This window comes from Lederbergia citrea (genome assembly GCF_018343525.1).
Lineage (GTDB): Bacteria > Bacillota > Bacilli > Bacillales > Bacillaceae_C > Lederbergia > Lederbergia citrea.
Window position 1 is genome coordinate 836,093 of the sequence record NZ_JAGYPH010000002.1, and the last position, 20,885, is coordinate 856,977.

Annotated in this window: 20 protein-coding genes and 1 riboswitch; of the genes, 17 read left to right on the top strand and 3 right to left on the bottom strand. The window is 40.0% G+C overall.

Features of this window, described 5'->3' with window-relative positions:
• Positions 1-125: 125 nt before the first annotated feature.
• From KHA88_RS12970 to cccB, 6 genes are all read left to right on the top strand, one after another.
• Positions 126-1,736 (top strand): gamma-glutamyltransferase family protein, encoded by a 1,611-nt coding sequence (locus KHA88_RS12970; protein WP_213122166.1) that lies wholly within the window; start codon positions 126-128, stop codon positions 1,734-1,736.
• A 43-nt stretch (positions 1,737-1,779) separates the two neighbouring features.
• The gene (locus KHA88_RS12975) at positions 1,780-2,346 is read left to right on the top strand and encodes a chromate transporter (RefSeq protein WP_213107932.1); all 567 of its coding nucleotides are present in this window, start codon (positions 1,780-1,782) and stop codon (positions 2,344-2,346) included.
• Entirely contained in the window at positions 2,343-2,876 is a 534-nt protein-coding gene (locus KHA88_RS12980) for a chromate transporter (RefSeq protein ID WP_213122167.1), read from the top strand. The genes KHA88_RS12975 and KHA88_RS12980 overlap by 4 nt, the downstream gene beginning before the upstream one ends.
• A gap of 193 nt (positions 2,877-3,069) precedes the next feature.
• Positions 3,070-5,583 carry a preprotein translocase subunit SecA gene (gene secA / locus KHA88_RS12985; protein WP_213107934.1) on the top strand — a complete coding sequence of 838 codons (2,514 nt, stop codon included), beginning with the start codon at positions 3,070-3,072 and terminating at the stop codon, positions 5,581-5,583.
• Between the two features lie 107 nt (positions 5,584-5,690).
• Positions 5,691-6,789 (top strand): peptide chain release factor 2 gene (prfB, locus tag KHA88_RS12990; protein ID WP_213098194.1). Its coding sequence is split into 2 segments (ribosomal slippage): positions 5,691-5,762 and positions 5,764-6,789, totalling 1,098 coding nucleotides; the frame shifts between segments, so codons are not numbered across the junction.
• Between the two features lie 704 nt (positions 6,790-7,493).
• On the top strand, positions 7,494-7,832 hold the full coding sequence (cccB, locus tag KHA88_RS12995; protein ID WP_430413703.1) for a cytochrome c551: 339 nt from the start codon (positions 7,494-7,496) through the stop codon (positions 7,830-7,832).
• Between the two features lie 91 nt (positions 7,833-7,923).
• Here cccB and KHA88_RS13000 read toward each other — a convergent pair whose 3' ends face one another.
• Both KHA88_RS13000 and KHA88_RS13005 read right to left on the bottom strand, forming a co-directional pair.
• On the bottom strand, positions 7,924-8,157 hold the full coding sequence (locus KHA88_RS13000) for a hypothetical protein (protein WP_213098902.1): 234 nt from the start codon (positions 8,155-8,157) through the stop codon (positions 7,924-7,926).
• Between the two features lie 19 nt (positions 8,158-8,176).
• Positions 8,177-8,413 (bottom strand): hypothetical protein, encoded by a 237-nt coding sequence (locus KHA88_RS13005; protein ID WP_213098192.1) that lies wholly within the window; start codon positions 8,411-8,413, stop codon positions 8,177-8,179.
• A 72-nt stretch (positions 8,414-8,485) separates the two neighbouring features.
• Between KHA88_RS13005 and KHA88_RS13010 the strand changes: the two genes are divergently transcribed.
• A complete protein-coding gene (locus KHA88_RS13010) occupies positions 8,486-8,965 on the top strand; it encodes an Hsp20/alpha crystallin family protein (protein ID WP_213122169.1) in 480 nt (159 codons plus the stop codon).
• Here the strand turns inward: KHA88_RS13010 and KHA88_RS13015 are convergent.
• Positions 8,962-9,183 carry a hypothetical protein gene (locus KHA88_RS13015; protein ID WP_213098190.1) on the bottom strand — a complete coding sequence of 74 codons (222 nt, stop codon included), beginning with the start codon at positions 9,181-9,183 and terminating at the stop codon, positions 8,962-8,964. The two genes, KHA88_RS13010 and KHA88_RS13015, sit on opposite strands and share 4 nt — an antisense overlap.
• Before the next feature lie 56 nt (positions 9,184-9,239).
• Here KHA88_RS13015 and KHA88_RS13020 point away from each other — a divergent pair, with 56 nt between their 5' ends.
• From KHA88_RS13020 to KHA88_RS13065, 10 genes are all read left to right on the top strand, one after another.
• On the top strand, positions 9,240-10,016 hold the full coding sequence (locus KHA88_RS13020) for a hypothetical protein (protein ID WP_213098189.1): 777 nt from the start codon (positions 9,240-9,242) through the stop codon (positions 10,014-10,016).
• A gap of 354 nt (positions 10,017-10,370) precedes the next feature.
• Entirely contained in the window at positions 10,371-11,057 is a 687-nt protein-coding gene (gene ftsE, locus KHA88_RS13025; RefSeq protein ID WP_213098188.1) for a cell division ATP-binding protein FtsE, read from the top strand.
• Positions 11,047-11,931, top strand: coding sequence for a permease-like cell division protein FtsX (gene ftsX / locus KHA88_RS13030; protein WP_213098187.1), 885 nt, complete (start codon positions 11,047-11,049; stop codon positions 11,929-11,931). Before ftsE ends, ftsX begins: the two co-directional genes overlap by 11 nt.
• A gap of 93 nt (positions 11,932-12,024) precedes the next feature.
• Positions 12,025-13,440: a murein hydrolase activator EnvC family protein gene (locus tag KHA88_RS13035; protein WP_213098186.1), complete on the top strand. Its 1,416-nt coding sequence runs from the start codon at positions 12,025-12,027 to the stop codon at positions 13,438-13,440.
• 162 nt (positions 13,441-13,602) lie between these two features.
• Entirely contained in the window at positions 13,603-15,057 is a 1,455-nt protein-coding gene (cls, locus tag KHA88_RS13040) for a cardiolipin synthase (protein WP_213098185.1), read from the top strand.
• Positions 15,058-15,097: 40 nt separating this feature from the next.
• Entirely contained in the window at positions 15,098-15,694 is a 597-nt protein-coding gene (locus KHA88_RS13045; RefSeq protein ID WP_213122170.1) for a hypothetical protein, read from the top strand.
• Positions 15,687-16,292, top strand: coding sequence for a redoxin domain-containing protein (locus tag KHA88_RS13050; RefSeq protein WP_213098183.1), 606 nt, complete (start codon positions 15,687-15,689; stop codon positions 16,290-16,292). Before KHA88_RS13045 ends, KHA88_RS13050 begins: the two co-directional genes overlap by 8 nt.
• 98 nt (positions 16,293-16,390) lie before the next feature.
• Positions 16,391-16,506, top strand: a riboswitch (SAM riboswitch).
• A gap of 157 nt (positions 16,507-16,663) precedes the next feature.
• Positions 16,664-17,965: an O-acetylhomoserine aminocarboxypropyltransferase/cysteine synthase family protein gene (locus tag KHA88_RS13055; RefSeq protein ID WP_213098182.1), complete on the top strand. Its 1,302-nt coding sequence runs from the start codon at positions 16,664-16,666 to the stop codon at positions 17,963-17,965.
• Positions 17,966-18,276: 311 nt separating this feature from the next.
• A complete protein-coding gene (locus KHA88_RS13060; protein WP_213122171.1) occupies positions 18,277-19,260 on the top strand; it encodes a homoserine dehydrogenase in 984 nt (327 codons plus the stop codon).
• A 131-nt stretch (positions 19,261-19,391) separates the two neighbouring features.
• Positions 19,392-20,837: a S41 family peptidase gene (locus KHA88_RS13065; RefSeq protein WP_213122172.1), complete on the top strand. Its 1,446-nt coding sequence runs from the start codon at positions 19,392-19,394 to the stop codon at positions 20,835-20,837.
• Positions 20,838-20,885 lie beyond the last annotated feature (48 nt).

Consider the following 20,885-nt stretch of genomic DNA (forward strand, 5'->3'; position numbering starts at 1 on the left):
TTTTATAATGGTAGAAAAAATGACAATATTTAAAGAATGTATAGATATAAGTGATCTCCTCATTTAAAATCATTAAGTAAGCGCCTACATATGAAAGTATATTTATTAAGAGGGGATTAAAAAATATGAAAACAGATCATCTTTATTATCCATACGCCTCCCAACGTATGACGGTCCATGCCCAGAAGGGAATGGTCTCTACTACTCAACCGTTAGCGGCACAAGCGGGCTTGCGCATTATGCAAAAAGGTGGAAATGCCATTGATGCAGCAATTGCCGCTTCTGCATGTTTAACGGTTGTTGAACCGAATTCTACCAGTATCGGTGGAGATTCCTTTGCATTAGTTTGGGTAAAAGGGGAATTGCATGGATTAAATGCAAGCGGGCCAGCACCACAAAGTATTTCAATAGATAAGGTGAAAGAGTTGGGACATGATCATATGCCGTCTCAAGGTGTACTTCCGATTACCGTTCCTGGGACACCGGCATCTTGGGCTGCCTTATCAAAGCGTTTCGGTAAACTTCCATTAACAGAAGTACTACAACCAGCGATTGAATATGCTCGTGACGGCTTTCCAGTATCACCGGAAATCGGCCGGTTTTGGGATATTCGGTATCATGAAAATAAAAACCAGTTTAAAGGCGAAGAATTCAAGGAATGGTTTAATATATATGCACCAAATGGAAGAGCTCCTAAAATAGGTGAGATGTGGCGTTCACCAGATCATGCCCGTACTTTACAAGCCATTGCCGAAACAGATGGAGAGTCTTTTTACCGTGGGGAAATTGCTGAAAAGATTGCTGCATGTGTAGGAAAATATAATGGCTTTTTATCGAAGGAAGATTTAGCGGCTTATCAACCGGAGTGGGTTCAACCAATTAGTGTCAATTATAAAGGATATGATATATGGGAGATCCCTCCAAATGGACAAGGAATTGTTGCGTTAATGGCCTTACAAATGTTGAAAGCTTTTGATTTCACTGATAAAGAGGCTGTCGATACATACCATAAACAAATTGAAGCGGTAAAATTAGCTTATGTGGATGGATTAAAGTACATTACGGATCCGAAAAATATGAAAGTCACTGAAAAAGAACTGCTGTCTGAAAAGTATGCTGATCTTAGACGGGAACTTATTACAGATGAAGCAATTCTTCCTGATCCGGGTGAGCCAATCCCAGGTGGTACGGCGTATTTGGCTACAGCTGATCAAGAGGGTAACATGGTTTCCTTTATCCAAAGCCATGCTGGAGACTTTGGTTCAGGTGTTGTTGTTCCAGGTACGGGCGTCTGTTTACTTAATAGAGGAAGTGGTTTTTCTTTGGACCCGGATCATCATAATGCATTAGCAGGAGGAAAGAAAACATTACATACAATCATTCCCGGTTTTATCACAAAAGATAATGAAGCAGTTGGTCCTTTTGGTGTCATGTGTGGAATGATTCAACCACAAGCACATGTGCAAGTTGTAATGAATATGGTTGATTTCATGTTGAATCCCCAAGCGACCTTGGATGCACCGAGGTGGAGATGGATAAAAGAAAAATTAATCGAAGTAGAACCGCAATTTCCTGATCATATTGCGAAAGCTTTGGTGAGAAAAGGACATATCGTGCAAAGAGCGGTGGAATCCGGAATGTTTGGTAGAGGACAAATTATTGTTCGAGATCCCAAAACAGGAATCCTTTCTGGTGGAACAGAACCAAGAGCGGACGGTAGTATTGCAGTATGGTAGGATAATAATAACAAGGACATTTTGAAAAAGGCAGTTGAAATCAATGAAACAAAAAGATATTTTCATCGCTTTTTTCCGTTCGGGAATGCTCGGATTTGGCGGCGGACCGTCAGCGATTCCTCTTGTACACAGGGAAGTGGTGCAAACCTTTAAATGGATGAATGATGAAGAATTTGCCGACGTACTTGCACTCGCAAATGCTCTTCCAGGACCAATTAATACGAAAATGGCGGGATATGTAGGCTGGCGTGTTGGCGGCTTCTGGGGAATGCTCAATGCGTTGTTTGCAACTGCGATTCCGACCGTTGTACTAATGATTTTATTTCTTACGCTTCTCGCAGCCCATAAGGATAAACCATGGGTGGCTGGCATGTCACAAGCCGTGATGCCTGTTGCCGGTGTATTGCTTGGTGTTTTAACATGGGATTTTATCGTAAAATCGAGGAAATCACTCGGGTGGATATGGACCATTTTCCTAGTAGTGTCGAGCGTGATCGTTCTCCAGCTGCTGGGCATCCATCCCGGTATTTTGATCGCGGCTCTCCTTGGAGCTGCACTGCTTTCAGGCCATAATATGAGGAAAAAGCAAGAGAAAGGAGCTCAATCATGATTTACTGGCAAATTTTTCTTGCATTTTTCATTCCGGGTATACTTGGATATGGGGGAGGGCCATCCTCTATCCCGCTTATTGAAAATGAAGTCGTGGACACATATGGCTGGCTGACGGTTCATCAATTTAGTGAAATGCTGGCACTAGGGAATGCTCTTCCAGGCCCAATTGCAACAAAAATGGCCGGATATATCGGTTATGAGCAGGCAGGGATTCCCGGGGCACTTGTCGCCTTGTTTGCGACCATCGCCCCTTCCATGATATTGATGATAGCTTTACTCGGCCTTTTACTTAAATATAAACATTCGCCTCAAGTGAAAAAAATGACTCAGCTCGTAAGACCAGCGATTGCAGTTTTACTTGGCATCATGACCGTCAATTTTTTTGTCAATTCCATCTCTATGGAAGGTGCGGGCTATTTCCATACGATTGTGATCGGTGTTGCAAGCTTATTATTGCTTCAAAAGTGGAAAATTCATCCTGCTTACGTCATTGGTGGTGCACTTTTATATGGGGCAGTCTTTTTATAGAGTTGCCGAGGGGACAGGTTCATGGAACTTGTCCCCTGTTGTCATGAAAAGCCGATAATGTTAAGATTAGATGATAGGGTAGTAGCTTTTAGTAAATATTTATTATAGTTAATGTTTTTGAAATATACTTGCTGTCTTACTTTTTTTATTCTCATATCTTTTGCCCATTTTATATATAGAGGGAGCGTTATAAATGGTTGCATTTTTAAATAAAATATTTGATCCAAATAATCGAGAACTAAAACGCCTGGAAAAAGTGGCGGACAATATAAATAAATTGGCATCAGAAATCGAAAGGATGTCTGATGGCGAACTACGTGGAAAAACAGCTGAATTTCAAGAAAGATATCAAAATGGCGAATCGCTCGACAGTCTTTTAGTCGAAGCATTTGCAGTCGTGCGTGAAGGTGCACGCCGTGTTCTTGGGTTGTACCCATACCCAGTCCAACTAATGGGTGGCGCAGCTTTGCACGAAGGTAATATTGCTGAAATGAAAACCGGGGAAGGGAAAACGCTGACCGCGACAATGCCCGTTTATTTAAATGCGCTGACGGGAAAAGGCGTCCATGTCGTGACAGTGAACGAATATTTGGCAAGTCGTGATGCGAGCGAAATGGGAGAGCTTTATCAGTTTCTTGGATTGACTGTTGGCCTCAATTTGAACAGTATGTCAAAGGAAGAAAAGCAAGAAGCATATGCAGCTGACATCACTTACGGAACGAATAACGAATTTGGTTTTGATTACCTCCGTGACAATATGGTGCTTTATGCGGAGCAAAGGGTTCAGCGCCCGCTTCATTTTGCAGTAATTGATGAAGTTGACTCAATCTTAATCGATGAAGCCCGTACACCTTTGATTATTTCAGGACAAGCGCAAAAATCTACTCAGCTTTATTTGCAAGCTAATCATTTCGTCAATATGTTAAAGAAAGATGAAGATTATACGTATGATGAAAAAACGAAAGGTGTTCAGCTGACAGAAGAAGGAATTAATAAGGCTGAGCGTGCTTTTAAAATAGATAATTTATTCGACATTTCTCATGTGACATTAAATCACCATATTAACCAAGCATTGAAGGCACATGCCAGCATGCATTTGGATGTTGATTATGTTGTCCAAGAAGGCGAAATTATTATCGTTGACCAATTTACCGGACGTCTCATGAAAGGACGTCGCTTCAGCGATGGGCTCCACCAAGCCATTGAAGCTAAAGAAGGCGTCGAGATTCAAAATGAATCGATGACGATGGCGACGATTACTTTCCAGAACTATTTCAGAATGTATGAAAAACTTTCAGGTATGACAGGAACTGCTAAAACGGAAGAAGAAGAATTCCGTAACATATACAATATGAGGGTCATTGCGATTCCCACGAATAAAGAAATTGTCAGGGATGATAGAGCGGACTTGATTTACGCATCGATGGAAGGAAAATTCAATGCAGTGGTCGAAGATATTGCCGAGCGTCACAGAAATGGCCAGCCAGTTCTTGTTGGTACGGTTGCGATTGAAACGTCCGAATTAATTTCATCGCTGTTAACTAAAAAAGGCGTTAAACATAATGTCTTGAATGCGAAAAATCATGGACGAGAAGCCGAGATTATTTTGGAAGCTGGCCAGCCAGGCTCTGTTACGATTGCTACTAACATGGCAGGACGCGGTACAGATATTAAACTCGGTGATGGTGTAAAAGAACTAGGCGGACTTGCGGTGATCGGGACGGAGCGCCATGAATCACGCCGAATTGATAACCAGCTAAGAGGGCGGTCAGGTCGTCAAGGTGATCCAGGGATTACCCAATTTTATCTTTCCATGGAAGATGAGCTTATGCGCCGTTTCGGCTCTGATAATATGAAATCGATGATGCAAAGGCTTGGTATGGACGATTCTCAGCCAATTCAAAGCAAAATGGTGTCCAAAGCGGTAGAATCTGCGCAAAAACGCGTAGAGGGCAATAACTTTGATGCGAGGAAACAGTTGCTTAGTTATGACGATGTTCTTCGTCAACAACGCGAAATTATTTATCAGCAGCGAAATGATGTCATGGAATCCGAAAACCTGCGCAGCATCGTAGAAAATATGATTAAAGCTGTAATAGACCGGGCAGTTGCAGCACATACTCCGGCAAATGAGGAAGAAGAGCAATGGAATTTACAAGGGATTATTGATTATGTAAATGCTAATTTGCTTCCTGAAGGAGATCTTACTGTTGCTGATTTGCAGCGTAGAGATCCGGAAGAAATGGTTAACTTGATTTTTGAAAAAGTACTCATTCGTTATGACGAAAAAGAAGAATTACTTACACCTGAGCAAATGCGTGAGTTTGAAAAAGTCATTTTACTAAGATCTGTTGATACGAAATGGATTGACCATATCGATGCGATGGAACAGCTTCGTCAAGGTATTCATTTGCGTGCATACGGGCAAATTGATCCTTTACGTGAGTATCAAAGTGAAGGGTTTGCCATGTTTGAAAGCATGGTAACCGCAATTGAAGAAGATGCAGCTAAATATGTAATGAAAGCTGAAATTCGTAATAATCTAGAACGTGAAGAAGTAGCGAAAGGCCAGGCTGTCAACCCGAAAGAGGAAGGCGGCGAGGTCAAACGGAAACCGGTACGTAAAGAAGAAAGTGTCGGACGTAACGCCCCGTGTCCATGTGGCAGCGGGAAAAAATATAAAAACTGTCACGGACGATTAGTTTAATAAAGAAAAGCGAAAGCCCCCGTAGCAATGTACAGACTTTTAAGGATTCTAAGGTTTGCACATCGCTGGGCGCTGGAGCTATACCCAAAATTAGAGGTGGTTTTATCATGGAATTATTTGAAGTGAGAACGGAACTGGAAAAAACGGCACAGCGATTGGCCGACTTCAGGGGGTCTCTTTGACTTAGAAGAAAAAGAAACAAGAATAGCTGAGCTTGATGAAATCATGCTAGAGCCTGGCTTTTGGGATGACCAGCAAGCTGCTCAAACGACAATCAATGAAGCGAACGGCTTGAAAGATCTTGTGAATGAATATAAAGAATTACTTGAAACACAGGAGAATCTCGAGCTTACTCAAGAGCTCGTTAAAGAAGAAAGCGATGCAGATTTAGAAGCGGAGCTTGAAGCGGAATTAAGCCAACTGATTGGCCGTTTAAACGATTTTGAACTCCAGCTTTTATTAAGCGATCCATATGATAAAAACAACGCTATTCTCGAGCTTCACCCCGGTGCAGGTGGAACCGAATCCCAGGACTGGGGCTCCATCCTCTTACGTATGTACACACGCTGGGCGGAGAAAAAAGGATTTAAAGTAGAGACCATAGATTATCAAGCCGGAGATGAAGCGGGAATAAAAAGTGTGACTTTGTTGATCAAAGGCCATAACGCGTATGGATACTTAAAAGCTGAAAAAGGTGTTCATCGCCTTGTGCGAATTTCACCTTTTGATTCATCAGGACGTCGCCATACTTCATTCGTATCATGTGATGTTGTACCAGAGATCACTGATGATGTTGAAATTGATATCCGTTCAGAAGATCTAAAGATAGACACGTATCGTGCAAGTGGCGCCGGTGGACAGCACGTTAATACGACGGATTCAGCCGTCCGGATTACCCATATCCCAACAGGCACGATCGTCACATGCCAAAACGAACGGTCCCAAATTAAAAACCGGGAACAAGCAATGAACTTGTTGAAAGCAAAATTATATCAGCGTGAGATTGAAGAAAAAGAAAAAGCCCTTGCTGAAATTCGTGGCGAGCAGAAAGAGATTGGCTGGGGCAGCCAAATTCGCTCCTATGTTTACCATCCTTATTCAATGGTGAAGGATCATCGAACAAATACAGAAGTGGGAAATGTCCATGCAGTAGCAGATGGCGACATTGATACTTTTATAAATGCCTTCTTGCGCTCACGTTTATAAGGAAAATGGGATTGTCTAAAAAGTCCCTAAAAACAAATTAAGTAGAGGAAAAACGAATAGTTTTTCCTCTACTTTTGTATTTTTTAGACTTTCCCTGTGATAACGCTCCTTTGGCTGTGGAAAATTGTAGTTCACGGTAAATCAATCATGGTTCAATTGCCCGTAGAGGTGGAAAATTGTTATTCACGGTAAATGGAACGCGGTTCGATTGCCCTTAGAAGTGGTAAATTGCAGTTCACGGTAAATGGAACGTGGTTCGATTGCCCTTAGAGGTGAAAAATTGCAGTTCACCGTAAATGGAACGCGGTTCGATTGCCCTTAGAAGTGGTAAATTGCAGTTCACGGTAAATGGAACGTGGTTCGATTGCCCTTAGAAGTGGAAAATTGCGGTTCACGGTAAATGGAACACGGTTCGATTGCCCTTAGAAATGGGAAAATGCAGTTCACGGTAAATCGATCGTGTTTCGTGGAAAATTGTCGATTGCCTTAGATGTAAAAATGTGTGTAGCCCGATACTATGTCCACCGTCTCTGCACCTTTCGCATTTCCAATGTTTCACACATTAGAAACAAATCCACAAACCTATGCCGCAACTGAAGTTGACCATACTTTCCACTTTTTCCTCCCTTAATTCTGCTAGTCTGTTTTGTTTTAAAATATCGGAATGTTGGTATACTAAAATAGCGCATAAAATTGCAAGGGAGATGTGTTTTTTGAAGAAAAAATTTTTCACTTTGTTAATGGGTGCTGCGCTAACGCTTGGCCTTGCCGCTTGTGGTGGCGGAAACAACGCAGACAACAACAACAATGCTGGTAAAACAACGGCAAATGATCCTGAAGCGATCGTGAAGCAAAACTGTACTAGCTGTCATGGAGACAATCTTGAAGGCCGAAATGGCCCAGCATTAGCTCATATTGGTGCTGAATTAAGCAAAGATGAAATCCTAGATGCTATTGAAAATGGAAGAGCTGGAATGCCAGCTGGAATTATTAAAGGCGATGACGCTGATAAAGTTGCAGCATGGCTAGCTGAAAAAAAATAATGTACAAAATAAAAGGATGCGAACTGCTAATAACAGTCGCATCCTTTTATTTAATTCGGGCGGTGACAGGCACCGCCCGAATTTTGTCGAATTAAACTGCGCTTACTTTTACGGAGTTTGTATCTGTTAGGTCAGAGTCATTTAGTAAGATTAATGGTACGTTGGCAAAGCTGAAATCTCCATTCTCCTCTCCGAATCCTTGATTTTGTTTATTAGACATAAACGTGTCAATATGCTGGTTCGGTCCAAGACTCATTGTCGCTCCACGATCCATCGTATTTACCTTAAACACAAGCAAATTAACTACTACGGGACCAAAAAACACCAATTTTCCACCTCCTGCTTCATGGTAGGGGAATTTTTTGAAAAGAAGACGGACTGTCAATCAAGTCTCGATCATCAACAGCGCTTTTTATGCCAACAAAGTCGCAATCATCCCCTAAATTTTGCCCGAAACCCTGTGTTTTCTTGTCATAATTATTCCAATCGGCTAACAGGTTTTGTCCGATATTTACGGCAGAAGCATTTTCAAAGGAATTAATTTTTAATACAAAAATATTAATGTTAATAGCACTAGGCAATGGAGTCCACCTCCTCTACCGAACTATATTCAAAATGAATGTTTTTATGACGCTTAAAAGGAGGGAAAACCCATGGATTTCGATAAATTAAGGCAATGGATGGAGCTCGCACAAAAGTACCAATCAGGCGATTTTTGGAATGGGATGCTTGATCAATCCTCCTTTACCCAATTTATGAAAGATAATATGGACATGGGTCAACAATCTGAACCTAAAACTCAACCGTCAACCTCAACTAGCACGCAGTTTCCGAAGGTTGATATATATATGACAGAATCAGAGGTCGTTGTCATAGCCGAATTAGCTGGTTATGAAAAAGAAAATCTTCACATATCTGTCTCTGGAAACAAGTTATTACTAAAAGGGACGTCAACACCAATTATTATCGGGCAGCCAGTTCTGCAAGAAAGAAATGAGGGGCAATTTCAGCGGATCATTGAATTACCGGAACCTACATATTCAAATCAAATCAAAGCAAGGTTTCAGAACGGACTTTTAACATTAACCTACAGCCGAAAGTACTTTCAAGAAGAAAGAGTAGCCATTGATTAAGTTTTTTCTGAATTGGAATCCTCCATATCAGAATCATCGATGACAAACTCCGGAAACTGAAATGCGCCCCTATCGCCACTGTGTTCACCAAAACCCTCAACCCGATGATTTCTAACGTGGTTTCCAATTTGCATCGTAGAACTGACCGATATTTTAGCCAGCCTGTCGGCACTAGTCATACGAATTGTATGAATGGAGATATTAGTCGGTAACACCATTTAGCTGCTCCTCCTTTCTTTTTAATAAAAATCATAAAAAAATGTGGGGATTTCATATGCCTATAAAAGGATTATTCAATCAAAAACAAAATCATGAAATTTTATTAGAAAAAATAGCCGAACTGGAAAAAAAACAACGAAGATTAAACGAAATTGAAGTCCAAATTAAACGGTTGTTGAAAATGGAAGAAGATGTAGCCTCGCTTTTAAAAGTAAAAGGTGAATTAAAAAATACCTCTATCCCCAAAAAGCCAATACAGGAAGCAAAAAATAAGCGCAAAGGTCGTGAAGAGCCCTATTTAGCAGAAGCTTCCATCATAAAAAAAATTACACCCTTTATAAAAGCAGTCGGACTAATGGATAAACAAATTACCGAACTTGAAAAACATATTGCGCGGATTCATCAATCTCAAGCAAATATTTATCATCGCCTTGACGAAATTGAGGCTAAGCTTTCCGGATTTCAGACTGATATGGAGGAGAAAGATAAAAAAACTAGTATAAATAAGCCGACTGAACAAGCTGTTGTTATTAAAGAAATTCGTATTGATAAATTTTATTTAGATAAATACGAGCAAAATAATAATTTCGGGCAGTTGGGGATTAAGGAATTGAGTGGTGCCTTGAACATTGGAGCGACATTCGGCAGGGAAGTGATTCCAAAGGAAATTTCTGACCAAATTAAAGAAGATATGGAGGGATTTGCAGATTTGAAAAAAGATTTTGCCAAGGGAGAAGCGGAAGAAGAGTCATCTAGTGTGGATGAATCTGTTTCAGAAGAAAGTGAAACTTTTACAGAAATCCCGATTGAAGTCATTTCCGATGACGAATAAAAAACAAAACGTGAAACCTATGGTTCATGTTTTGTTTTTTTTGATTTAATAAACGTGATAAAAGTCCTGATTTCCAGACCCTACTTAATATTCAGAAGAATATCAAAAAGGAGATTTAATTTGAAATGAAACTGTAATATATAAAACCCTTAACATATCAAAATCTGATGTTATAATTAGTTTGGGTTAAAGTTTCGTCAACAAGCGACGAAAAACATCAGTTTTTTTCGCGTATACATAAAAGAGTGAAAAAACAGGGATAAATTAGCATCATCGATTTTTTGCTCTAAGGATTAAATATGCCGGGACAAAATCTCTATGGTGGAGCAAAATCAATAGGGGCCGGGTGATTATATGATCGAAATGCAGGATGTCATAAAAAAATACCCAAACGGTATTACTGCTGCAAACGGACTGAACATCCACATTAAGCAAGGGGAATTTTTATATGTCGTAGGTCCGAGCGGTGCTGGGAAATCTACTTTCATAAAAATGATATATAGAGAAGAAAAGGCTAATTCAGGTAAAATTATTGTTGATGGATTAGACTTAGCCAAGCTAAAAAATAAAAAAGTTCCTTATTTACGAAGAAACATTGGAGTTGTCTTTCAAGACTTCAAGCTTCTGCCTACATTAACAGTGTTTGAAAATGTAGCTTTTGCGCTTGAAGTAATTGAAGAACGTCCTAAAGAAATAAAAAAAAGAGTCATGGAAGTACTTGCTTTGGTTGGATTGAAGCATAAAGTTAGAATGTTGCCAACAGAGCTATCTGGTGGAGAACAACAGCGGGTTTCAATTGCTAGATCTATTGTTAACAATCCAAAACTTGTAATTGCGGACGAGCCTACAGGAAACTTGGATCCTGATACGTCTTGGGAAATTATGAGTCTATTGGAAGAGATCAACCTTCAAGGTACTACTATCATTATGGCTACTCATAATAAAGAGATTGTTAATACGATCAAGCATCGAGTAGTAGCTATAGAAAATGGTAGAATTATCCGTGATGAGCTGAGGGGTGAATACGGATATGAAAGCTAGAACCTTCCGCCGTCATTTAAAGGAAAGTTTTAAGAGTTTACGCCGTAACGGCTGGATGACGTTTGCCTCAGTCAGTGCTGTAACCGTCACATTACTTTTAGTCGGAGTATTCTTCGTCATTATGATGAATATGAATAAATTTGCGAATGATATCGAAAACGATGTGGAAATTAGAGCACATATTGAACTGAAAACTTCGGCCGAAGACCAAGCTGATCTCAAACAAAAGATTGAAAAGCTCAATCTAGTTGAATCAGTAACGTTTTCATCTAAAGAAAGTGAGTTGGAGCATTTAATTCAAACAATGGGTGATGATTGGGAGCTTTATGAACAGGAAAACCCACTGCATGACGTATTTATCGTAAAAACGAAGAATCCAGTCGACACACCAATTGTCGCAAAAGAGATTCAGAAATTTGAATTTGTGCATTCAGCAGTATATGGTGAAACGAAAGTTGAAAATCTGTTTAATATTTTAAAGACAAGCCGTAACGTAGGTTTGGTATTAATTATCGGCTTATTGTTTACTGCAATGTTTTTAATCTCTAATACTATTAAAATTACGATTTTTGCAAGGCGTCGAGAAATTGAGATTATGAAACTTGTCGGGGCGACGAACTGGTTTATCCGTTGGCCATTCCTTTTCGAAGGGATTTGGCTAGGGATTCTCGGAGCAGCTCTTCCAATTGGCATTGTGGCTTCAGGCTATTACTACGCTTATGATTTTATGGCTGCTCGAATACCAGGACAATTGATTACACCGCTTCAATATACTCCGTTTGTTTACCAAGTGAGCTTAGTCTTACTCATAATGGGTGTATTAATAGGCGGCTGGGGCAGTTTCATCTCGGTTAGACGCTTTTTGAAAGTATAAACTATTTATTTTGTATGATGACTCTACGAAAATTAAGTAAAGCGTTACTTTCTTATAGAGTAGGATGCAAGAGGGAGAAAGGGGAACTATTTTTTGAAAAGACGTTCGGTACTCTCGTTAACATTGGCTATAGCTTTAGGATTTGGGGGAATATTTACACATAGTGGCGCTGCATTCGCCGCTACATTATCAGACCTGGAAAATGAGCAATCAAACATACTGAATAAGCGCTCAAATGTGAATCAATCGATCGGGGAAAAGGATGGTCAAATCTCTGAAATCATCGATAAGCAAAGTTTGCTAGAAGATGAGATGAAGCGACTTGAACTGCAAATTGCGAATACGGATAATAAAATAAGTAAAAAGCAGAAACAAATTAAGGATACTAAAGCAGAAATTGAAAGACTTAAAGCAGAAATTGAAGAATTAAAGATAAGAATTGAAAAAAGAAACGAAATGCTTCGAGAAAGAGCACGTAATATTCAAATGAATGGCGGCTCGGTGAAATATATTGATGTATTACTTGGAGCAGAAAGCTTTGGAGATTTTGTCGATCGCGTATCTGCAGTAACGACGCTTGTTAATGCAGATAAAGAAATTATCGAAGAACAAAAGGCTGATAAAGAGAAGCTTGAAAGCAACCAAGCAGAAGTTGAGAAGAAGCTTGCTTCTTTAAATGATATGTTGAAAGAACTTGAAGGCTTAAAGGCAGATTTAAAAGCACAAAATGCTCGTAAAAAACAAGTGATGAAAGAACTTTCAGCTCAGAAAAAACATATTGAAAGTGAAAAAATGGCTTTAGAAGAAGAATCGGAAGTGCTTAAAGCACAAGAAGCTGCTATCTCAAAGGCGATTATTCAAGAAAAAGAGCGAATTGCTGAAGAAGAGCGAAAAGCTCGTGAAGAGGCTGCAAGATTAGAACGTGAAGAAGCAGCGCGCAAGGCAGCGGAAGAAGCTGAGAGAGCAAGAGCTGCAAAAGAGAATCAAGTATCAATTCCACCAACACCGGCATCAAAACCAAAGCAACCGGAAAGCAGTAATAGCACTCCTCCTGCACGTTCAGGTGGAGGTGGTGGAAGCTCAGTCGGTGCTCCACCAGTAACATCTGGAATGTTCATGAGACCAGCCAACGGATACATCTCTTCTGGATTCGGTCCTCGTCCTAGTCTTGGTGGATTTCATTATGGTATAGATATTGCCGCATCAGGTACTGTTCCTGTTGTAGCAGCAGCTGGTGGCGTTGTAAGCATGTCTTATTTTTCACCGAGCTATGGTAATGTCGTCTTTGTTACCCATCATTTAAATGGACAGACCTATACTACAGTTTATGCTCATTTGAGAAGCCGTAGTGTGTCAGCTGGTGCATCTGTTTCGAAAGGACAACTCCTTGGTTATATGGGTAATACCGGTCAATCATACGGACAGCATTTGCATTTTGAATTCCATGTCGGTGCATGGAATGGTGCAAAATCGAACGCAGTAGATCCACGCAGATATGTTAACTTTTAATATGATGATTTAGACGAGCCGCATCCTTAAGGGGTGCGGCTTTTCGTTATTCTTGGGAATAAGGTAAGAAAGTATTTGCATATACATAAATATGCTAAAATATAAGTCATAGAACAGAAAATATTTAAGAATTCAAAGTTACCTGGATGCGAGGGACCATTCATGACCTTTACTTCGATCATCGCTATATTGCTAAGTTTATTTCTTATTTTAAACATTGTGCTTGCAGGCTTCGTCGTATTTCTTGAAAGAAGAGATGCCGGTGCTACATGGGCTTGGTTGCTCGTCCTGTTTTTTATCCCCGTTGTCGGATTTATTCTTTATTTAATTTTTGGGCAGAATTTAAGTAGGAAAAAAATTTTCGAATGGAAAGATAAAAATAAAATCGGCATTATGGAGATTACAAAATATCAAATAGAATTGCTGCAAAAACGGGAATTTCCGTTTCATGATAATCGAACGGCCCATTATAAAGATTTAATCTATATGTTGCTTGTTAATGACCGGGCAGTACTCACCCAAGATAATAAAGTGGAGATCTTCACCGATGGCTACGATAAATTTAAATCACTTTTGACTGACATACATGGCGCAAAAGACCATATACATCTTCTGTATTATATTATGCGTAATGACAAATTAGGCAATGAGCTTCTGGAGGCACTTATTAAAAAGGCAAAAGAAGGAGTCGAAGTCCGGGTTTTATATGATGCAATGGGATCGAGACGGCTTCCGCGAAAATTTTTCCAGCCTTTGATAGATGCAGGCGGAAAAGTGAGCGCTTTTTTTCCTGCTATTCTTCCCCATCTCAATATGCAAGTAAATTATCGCAACCACCGTAAGCTTGCGATAATTGATGGTGAGGTCGGCTATATTGGCGGCTTCAATATCGGAGATGAGTATCTTGGTTTAAATAAAAGATTTGGTTATTGGCGTGATACACATTTAAAAATTATCGGGAAAGCTGTTTATGCGATGCAAACGCGGTTCATTCTTGATTGGAACCAAGCTTCTTCAAACCAAATTAGCTACGCGGACAGGCTTTTTCCTGAAATTGAGTCAGTCGGTGAAACAGATGTGCAAATTGTTTCGAGTGGTCCCGATTCTGAATGGGAACAGATTAAATATGGAGTTTTGAAGCTAATTAGCTCGGCGAAAAAATTCGTTTATATTCAGACACCGTATTTTATTCCTGATACAAGTGTCCTAGATGCAATTAAAATTGCCGCCTTATCGGGTGTCGATGTGAGATTGATGATTCCGAATAAGCCTGATCACCCTTTTGTTTATTGGGCAACATTTTCCAATGTAGGGGAATTATTAAAAACGGGGGCAAAAGTTTATATATACGACAACGGATTTATTCATGCAAAAACAATGGTCGCAGATGGGAAAATTGCCACTGTTGGAACAGCAAATATTGATGTGCGCAGCTTTAGGCTGAATTTTGAAGTAAATGCATTTTTGTATGATCAGGTATTAGTGGAGAAGCTCGTCGATATATTTGGGAAAGACATAAAGATGTCGCGTGAATTAACTTATGAAGAATACCAAAAGCGGTCCCTTTACATCCGTTTTAAAGAATCCCTTTCGCGTCTCCTCTCGCCAATCCTTTGATTGGTGTCTTGTTTGAACATAGGAAAGGGAGTTGAAAAAAATGGATTGGGTATCGATCGGTTCTTTAACTATTCCTGCCTCTTGGGCAGCCATGGTTTTAGCCTTTTTACTAACATTTATCTTTCTATATATCCGCAGGGATAAAGTGGTCGCTGATTGGTATGGAAATGCAATTTTTATCTTTATTTTTACTTGGAAGCTAAGTGTCGTTCTCTTTCAACTCAAACTCACGATATCGAATCCGCTCAACATTCTTTATTTTAATGGCGGGATAAAAGGTTATTGGCTTGGACTAGCAGTAGCTATTATATATACGGTATTTAAAAGAAAAAGTGATTTAGAACGATCGGGATATGCACTATCATGGCTGCTGACAGTTGTCTTTTATGAAGCAATTTATGGATTTTTCATTGGAGACAGCTTGACACTGATTGTCATCCAATTGATTGTGGGAATAGGGTTTTTAGTAGCTGTCATTTATAAGAGTAATCAAATCCAATTATTGATTTTATTTATAGGGGTCCAAGGTCTAGCATATTCTATAAAAAATGAATTGCTGTCAACAACCATGGCTACATATTTTATAATGACTGTTTTTATTATTATGATTGTAAAAGCGGAGGTTCGAAATGACTAAAAAAATCTTTGGAATAGCTCTCATTGGCATTCTTGCGAGTATCCTCATCGTCAATATCATCCAAGACGCACGTGAGAAAAAAAATAATGCTGCTGTGAACGAGGAATTTTTAATAGAAAATGCGGGTGACGATGAATATATTGATGCGATTAGTGAAGGCCTCGCAGAAGGGGATATTCCACCAGATTTTGAATTGACGACCTTTGATAAAGAAAAAGTACGGCTATCTGATTATAAAGGCAAAAAAGTAATATTGAACTTCTGGGCTAGCTGGTGTGGTCCGTGTAAGGCGGAAATGCCACATATGGAAAAATTTTATCAGGAAAAAGCGAAGGACTTAAATGTTGAAATCATTGCTGTCAACTTGACCAATTCGGAGCATGGTTTGAATAAACTCGATAAAGTGCAAAAATTTATTCATGATTACGGACTAACTTTTCCCATTCCTTTAGATGAAACTGGCGAGGTAGGGGATACGTATCGAACGATTACAATACCAACGAGCTATATTATTGACACCAAAGGGCTGATTTCGAAGAAAATTATGGGGCCAATGGATGAGGAAATGATGGAGAAATTAGTAAAAGACATAGATTAACAACCAATTATTTAAAAAGTGTTGACTTTTTCAAATTGGTTATATATACTTATTTTCAAGAGTTCATTGAAATATCTAAATTTAATAATATTGTTTTACTCTTATCTAGAGCGGCGGAGGGAATAGGCCCTGCGATGCCCGGCAACCTTCAGATAGTAATATCTGAAAAGGTGCTAATTCCTACAGATCAATGATTTGATCTGGAAGATAAGGGGAGGAAATGTAATCACGCCCTCTTCTTATCCAGAAGAGGGCTTTTTGTATAAAAATCCTCTCTTTAACAGCATCAAAGAAGTAGGACGAAGCTATATTCAACCTATTAACCAAGTTTTCCAATCAAATTAATTATATTACTCAGGAGGATGGACAAAATGACACAACCAAATTACAAACCAGAAACTTTATTACTACACGGGGGACAAGAGCCTGACGAAACAGGTGCACGAGCAGTTCCGGTTCATAGAACTACATCTTATGTCTTTGAAAATACAGAGCATGCACAAAAACTATTCGGCTTAGAAGTTGCCGGTAATATTTATTCAAGAATCATGAACCCGACAGTAGATGTTTTTGAAAAGCGTGTTGCTTTACTCGAAGGAGGAACTGCAGCAGTTGCACTATCTTCCGGAATGGCTGCTATCGCATTTTCAATTCTGAATATTGCGAGCGCAGGCGATGAAATATTGGCTGCAACAGATCTTTATGGAGGAACTTACAACTTATTTGCAGTAACACTTCCTAAATATGGAATTAACGTAAAATTTGTTGACGCAACAGATCCGGAGAACTTCCGTAAAGAAATCACTCCGAAAACAAAAGCTATTTTTGGCGAAGTAATTGGAAACCCAAGTCTTCATATTCTAGATGTTGAAGCAGTAGCAAATATTGCACATGAAAATGGCATCCCATTGATTGTAGACAGCACGTTTGCAACTCCATACTTAAGCAGACCCATTGATTTCGGAGCAGACATCGTTGTCCATTCTGCTACAAAATGGATCGGCGGTCATGGAACAGCCATTGGCGGAGTTGTTGTAGACAGCGGAAAATTCGACTGGAACAACGAGAAATTCCCTGGATTTACTGAACCGGATCACACATACCACGGAATCCGCTTTGGCATTGACGTACCAGAAGCTGCATTTGCAACAAAGCTTCGTGTTCAATTGCTACGTGACTTTGGACCATGCTTAAGTCCAGACAATGCGTTCCTATTCTTGCAAGGTTTGGAAACACTGCACCTTCGTATTACGAAACATGTTGAAAATGCAAAAGCAGTAGCTGAATATTTACAAAATCATGATGCGGTAGAGTGGGTAGCATATCCAGGTCTTGAAAATCACCCATCATACGAGCTTGCACAAAAATACTTCCCTAAAGGTGCTGGAGCAATCGTAGTCTTTGGAATCAAAGGCGGGCGTGAAGCAGGCAGAAACATCATTGATAATGTAAAGCTATTCTCACATGTGGCAAACGTTGGAGATGCAAAATCATTGATCATCCATCCGGCATCCACTACACATCAACAACTAAGTGCAGAAGAATTAAAATTGGCAGGCGTAACCGAAGAATTAATCCGCTTAGCTGTCGGTCTAGAGGCCATTGAAGATATCACTGCAGACCTTGAACAAGCAATTGAAAAAGCAGTCGCAGCTACAGCTTCTGCACAATAATCGGCGTGACATCAAACTATAATCGGGGCTGAGCGCAAAGCGTTTCAGCCCTTTGGTTTTCATAATTAGGTAATTAGCTAGAGTTCAGTTCTAACAAGGAATAAAGGAAAAATAGCGAGTGGCTTGAATGTGCGTCTGAGTGGCTCGAATATGATCCCGAGTGGCTCGCATCTGGTTCTGAGTGGCTTGAATCCGGGTCCGAGTGGCTTGAATGGGGTCTCGAGTGGCTCGCATCAGCCATAAGCAGCCCAAATCTAGCCCTATTTATTTAGGCGCTTCCGCTTTTCAAAACAAATTAGGAGGAGAAACGAATGACAGTCATCAAGGTGGCACTACTCGGTTTCGGAACTGTCGGAGAGGGATTGTACGAATCAATAAATAGTCATCAGCAGCAATTGCAAGCTCTATTAGGAGCAGAGGTGCATATTGCTGGGGTGCTTATACAAGATTCAGAGAAACAACGAAGATTAGCAGAAGATGTGCTGGTAACAACAAATTTTGATGCTATTTTGAACATACCTGACTTACAAGTGGTATTTGAAGCAATCGTCGGCGAGGATCCGAGTTATGAATATTTGTCCAAAGCGATTGAGCGCGGTTGTGATATCATCACTGCCAATAAAGTAATGTTTGCCAAACACGGTGAAGAACTTTTGAGAAAAGCACGCGAATATAATGTGAGCATAGGGTACGAAGCAACCGTTGCTGGAGGTGTTCCTGTTATTCGAACGATTGCCCAGCTACTCCAAGTGAATAGGGTAGAGAAAATTCAAGCAATATTGAACGGAACCTCGAACTTTATTTTAACTGAGATGAGAAAAAATGAATTACCTTTCGAAACGGTTTTGAAATCGGCGCAAGACCTTGGCTATGCGGAAGCCGATCCATCCAATGACGTCGAGGGCTTCGATGCCTTCTATAAACTGATGATATTAAGTAACCTTTTATTTGGCAAACAGCCTGATTGGCATGAGGTAAAAGTAGAAGGAATCTCGGAGATTTCTAATCATCAAATTCAATCCGCTCATCAAAAAAATGAAAGATATAAACATATTGCTGAAATTAAGAAGGATGGAGATCAAATTATTGCCTCTGTCGGACCGGCCCTCACAAATGAAGACCATCCACTTTATAACATCGAAGGCGTGGATAATGCAATTGTCATCAAGGCGAGCCTGGCCGGAACGATTGCAATCCAAGGCCCTGGAGCAGGAAGCTATCCGACCGCAAGCGCAATGATAGAAGACTTCGCTCATATTTTTCAAAATAAAAAGGCTGCATATGCATTAACATGAAACTCTCCATCTCATCAACCGCATTCCATTCCTAACTACTTCCCATCATAACTTGTCCATGCCGAGCATAGAATGTATGGAAAACGCGCTGACTGCTAACACATTCTTGCAAGAGTAGGTGGGGGGATAAGATGAAAAGGAAATGGCTTGCGGTTATTTCTGTCTGCTCTTTTTTACTGGGTGCGGGCGGTACATATGCCGGAGTGGAATGGGTTCTGCCTAAGTGGCAAGAGAAGGAAATTGATCATGCTCAGGTCGGGGATACGCACGAGTTAAATAGTTCGTCTGGGCTCGGAAAAGTGGCGCAGGCATATGAGTTGATTCAAAAATCATACGTTAAAAAAGTCGATGACAACCAATTAATACAAGGAGCCATCCAGGGAATGATTGGGACATTGCAAGATCCATATTCCGTATATATGGACGCGGCAACGGCTGAACGATTTAATGACAGCATGGATTCCTCTTTCGATGGAATTGGTGCTCAAATTGCGATTGACGAAGGAAAGTTAATCATTATATCCCCGATAAAAAATTCTCCCGCGGAAAAGGCCGGTCTAAAAGCAAAAGATCAAATCATTAAAATCGATGGCAAAGGTGTCGAGGGTCTTGATTTATATGAAGCATCAATGAAAATACGCGGTGAAAAAGGAACGGTTGTCAAGCTGGACATTGTCCGAAGCGGTTTAGCAAAACCGATCTCCATCGCAATTACAAGGGATGAGGTTCCAGTTCTAACAGTTTTTTCCGAACTGAAAAAAAGCTCGGACAAGAATGTTGGTTATATTGAAATCACTTCTTTTGCAGAAGGAACCTCAAGGGATTTTGCAATGGAGTTAAGAAATCTCGAAGAGCAAAATATAGCTGGACTCATCATCGATGTCCGCGGGAATCCAGGTGGCAGGTTATCGAGTGTGGAAGCTATTTTGCAGCAGCTTGTAACTAGTAAGAAACCTTATGTACAAATAGAAGAACGGAATGGAAAGAAAATAGAGTATTCTTCAGAGTTAAAAGAAAAAAAACCATACCCAATTACGGTCCTAATTGATGAAGGCAGCGCATCTGCTTCAGAAATATTAGCAGCGGCATTAAAAGAAGTAGAAGGATATTCCCTTGTTGGTGATAAAACATTTGGAAAAGGTACTGTTCAACAACCTATTCCTTTGGATGATGGCAGCAATATTAAATTGACGATGTTCAAATGGCTGACGCCAGATGGCACGTGGATTCACGGAAAAGGAATCGAACCTACGATAAATGTGAAACAGCCTTCATTTTTTAAAGCACATTCATTAAAAATTGAAGAAACATTAGTCCCCGATATGAATAATGAGAATATCACCATTGCTCAGGAAATGCTTTTGGGGCTAGGATACGGTCCAGGGCGAACGGATGGCTACTTTGATGAACAGACTGAGCGGGCAGTACGGGCTTTCCAGGCCATTGAAAAAATCCCAGTGACAGGTAAAATTGATCCGAAAACGGCAACAAAACTAGAAGAAGCAATAATTAAAGCGATTCAAGATGAAAAGAACGATCTACAGTTACAAGTTGCTCTTAAAACATTCAATAAATGAGGATTGAGTTTATATAAAAATGACCAACAAATTATAGATTGATTTGTT